This is a genomic window from Halorubrum sp. AJ67 (assembly GCF_000513435.1).
Map to the genome: position 1 here is coordinate 232,570 of NZ_CBVY010000002.1, position 3,015 is coordinate 235,584.

Sequence of the window (3,015 nt, forward strand, 5' to 3'; positions counted from 1 at the left end):
TCGCCTCGACGATCGCCCGGGATCGGCCCTCAAAGGGGTCCGCGGCGGTCCCCTCGCCGTCGTCCGGGTCGGCCGGATCGCCGTCCGCCGCCTCGACGACGAACGCGCTCGCGCCGCTGCCGAAGTTGAACATGAACGAGCTGTCCTCGTTCGCGTAGTCGACGAGGTCCTCCTCGCGGCTGGCGGCGACGAGCAGCGCGGTCTCGATCGGTTCGGTCTCCAACTGCGCGCGCGCCTGCCGCAACGCGATCGGCGCGCCCGCACACAGCGTGTAGCTCTCGGTCGCGTACGCGTTCGTCGCGCCGAGCCGGTCTGCGATCGCCGCGGCCGCCGACCAGACGATGTGGTCTTTGTACTCCGAGCCGTGGTAGACAATCAGGTCGAGATCGGCCGGCTCGACGCCCGCGTCCGCGAGCGCGGCCTCCGCCGCCTCGACCGACATGTCGGTCGCGTGGTCGCCGTCGGGCGGACAGACGTGTTTCTCCCGGACGCCCATCTTCTCGACGACCACCTCCTCCGGGATCCCGCTCTCGGCCGCGATGGCCTCGCCGCTAACTGTCTCGTCCGGGACGTACGTCCCCATCCCCGTGATCCCGACGGTCATCGGTTCGCTCCGGCGCGGTTCTCGATCGCTCGGGCGGTTCGGTTCGGTCCGTCTCGTCGCGTGGCGCGTGTCATGTGTCGGTGAGTCGCTGATCGCCGCGGGCCCGCGACGCTACCGGAGGTAGCGCCGCAGGTGGTCCGGGAGCCGCTTCCCGACGGTGCCGCCGAGCCGGTCGCGCAGCGTCCCGAGGATGCCGTTCGGGACGAACAGCACGAACAGCACGAAGACGATCCCGAGGTACAGCGGGGCGCGTCCGTCGACCGCGGTGTTGACGAACAGCTCCACGCTGACCCCGAAGAGTTCGGCTTCGAGGACGCCCGCGGGCAGTCCCTCGCGCAGCAGCGTCGCGATCCCGCCGCTCTCGGTGGAGAGCACGTCTTCGAGCCCCTGGTTGAACAGGGTCCCGTACACCGGTCCCGCGAGGGTGCCGAACCCGCCGACGATCGTCGTGATCAGCGCGTCGGCGGTGACGAGGAAGTAGAACGTGCTGTCGGGCGCGACCGACCGCGAGTAGGCGGCGAAGATCCCGCCCGCGATCGCCCCGAAGAACCCGCTGATGGCGAACGCGGCCAGCTTGAACCGGTAGGTCGCGTAGCCGACGGCGCGGGCCCGCTCCTCGTTTTCGCGGATCGCGATCATCACGCGCCCGAACGGCGAGTGGACGATCCGCTGCATCGCGAAGTAGCAGACCACGACGACGATCCCGAGCGCGTAGTACGAGACCACCGTCGCGGACAGGTCGATCCCGAGTCCGAGCAGGTTCTCGACGCTCTCGCCCGTGAGCCGTCCCACGTCGAGGCTGAGCCGATCGACGTAGGGGACGCCGATCGCGAGCGCGTCGCCGCTGACGGTCGCGCCCTCCGTCGGGTTCGTCGAGACGTACCCCCACGACCGGATCAGCTCGTAGATCACCTGCGCGAACCCGAGCGTGATCATCGCGAAGTAGACGCCGGTGAGCCGGAACGACACCGACCCGATGACGAGCGCGAGTACCCCAGCCAACACCGCGCCCAGAAGCAGGGTTATCATGAACGGCGTCCCGCCGGGGACCCCCGGCACCTGTCCGTTCGCGGCGAGGACGACGAAGTAGCCGCCGGTCCCGAAGAACGCCGCGTGACCGAACGAGAGGTAACCGGTGTACCCGCTGACGAAGTCGAAGCTCATCGCGAACAGCCCCATGTACAACACCACGACCATGAACGTGATCGCCGGGAGGAACGTCTCCGCGAACGGCGCGGCCGGGGTCGCGAGCAGCGCCTCGTAGACGAGCGGGTACAGCAGGAAGCCGACGATCACGGCCGCGTGAACGACGTGGTCCCGGAGGTACTCGCGGAGGCCGCGGTCGCCGCGGGCCGCGAGGTCGGCGCTGGCTCCGGAATCTGGGTTCTCCTCGGCGTCAGCGCTCGTCTCGCCGTCGGCGTTCTCCTCGGCATCGGCGTTCGTCTCGGCGGGAGAGTCGGGGTCGCTAATGGCCCCCCACCTCCTCGACGCCGTAGAGCCCCTGCGGGCGGATGATCAGCATCACCACGAGCAGGAGGAAGATGGTCACCTCGGAGAGGCCGGGGAAGGTGACGATTCCGGTGGTGAACAGCCACGTCGTCACCGAGTCGACGACCCCGACGATGCCCGCCGCGGCGAGCGTCCCGGTGAAGCTCCCCAGCCCGCCGATGATGACGACGACGAACGCGTACAACAGGACGTCGATGCTCAACAGGACGCTCGGTCCCCAGATCGGGTCCCACATCAGCAGGACGCCGCCGACCGCCGCGAGGCCGGTCCCGACGCCGAACACGACGGTGAACGCCCGCCGCACGTCGACGCCGAGCGCCTGAACCATCTCGGTGTCCTCGCTGCCGGCGCGGATGTACAGGCCGTACAGCGTCTTCGTCAGGAAGGCCCAGACCGCGACCGCGACGAGCGCGCCGATCGCTATCTCGAAGAGGTAGAGCCGCCTGACGCCGATCCCGAGCAGTTCGGTCCGACCCAACAGCACGTCCGGGGCGGTGGCCATCGGTGCCTGCCACTGCGGGTCCGGCTGGATCCCGCGGAGCGTCAGGACGATGCGGGCGATCTCCTCGATGACCAGCGAGACGCCGAAGGTCAAGAGGATCTGGTAGGTCGGCGTCCGGTCGTAGATCGGTCGGATGAGCGTCACCTCCATCGCGCTGCCGGCGGCGGTGGTGACCGCGAACACCACCGCCAGCGCGACGAAGAAGACGAGTATCGTCGCGAGCGAGCCGGTGTTCGCGCCGACGACGAGGACCAAGACGAGGCCGCCGAGGTACGCGCCGACCATCGCGACCGCGCCGTGCGCGAAGTTGAGCACGCCCATCAGCCCGAAGACGAGCGTCAGCCCGACGGCGATGGTGAAGTACACCGCGCCCTTGCCGATCCCCTCGGCGAGCACGCGG

1 protein-coding gene and 2 pseudogenes (1 of these 3 only partly in view) are annotated in these 3,015 nt (G+C 69.4%); all 3 read right to left on the minus strand.

Annotation, left to right across the window (positions count from 1 at the left end; translation table 11 throughout):
• Positions 1-604: pseudogene (locus BN903_RS03020) on the minus strand (beta-ketoacyl-ACP synthase); the annotation flags it as partial.
• Positions 605-715: 111 nt separating this feature from the next.
• Positions 716-1,900 (minus strand): branched-chain amino acid ABC transporter permease, encoded by a 1,185-nt coding sequence (locus BN903_RS03025; RefSeq protein ID WP_048076316.1) that lies wholly within the window; start codon positions 1,898-1,900, stop codon positions 716-718.
• 169 nt (positions 1,901-2,069) lie between these two features.
• Positions 2,070-3,015, minus strand: a pseudogene (locus tag BN903_RS03030) (branched-chain amino acid ABC transporter permease); it runs 32 nt beyond the window's last position.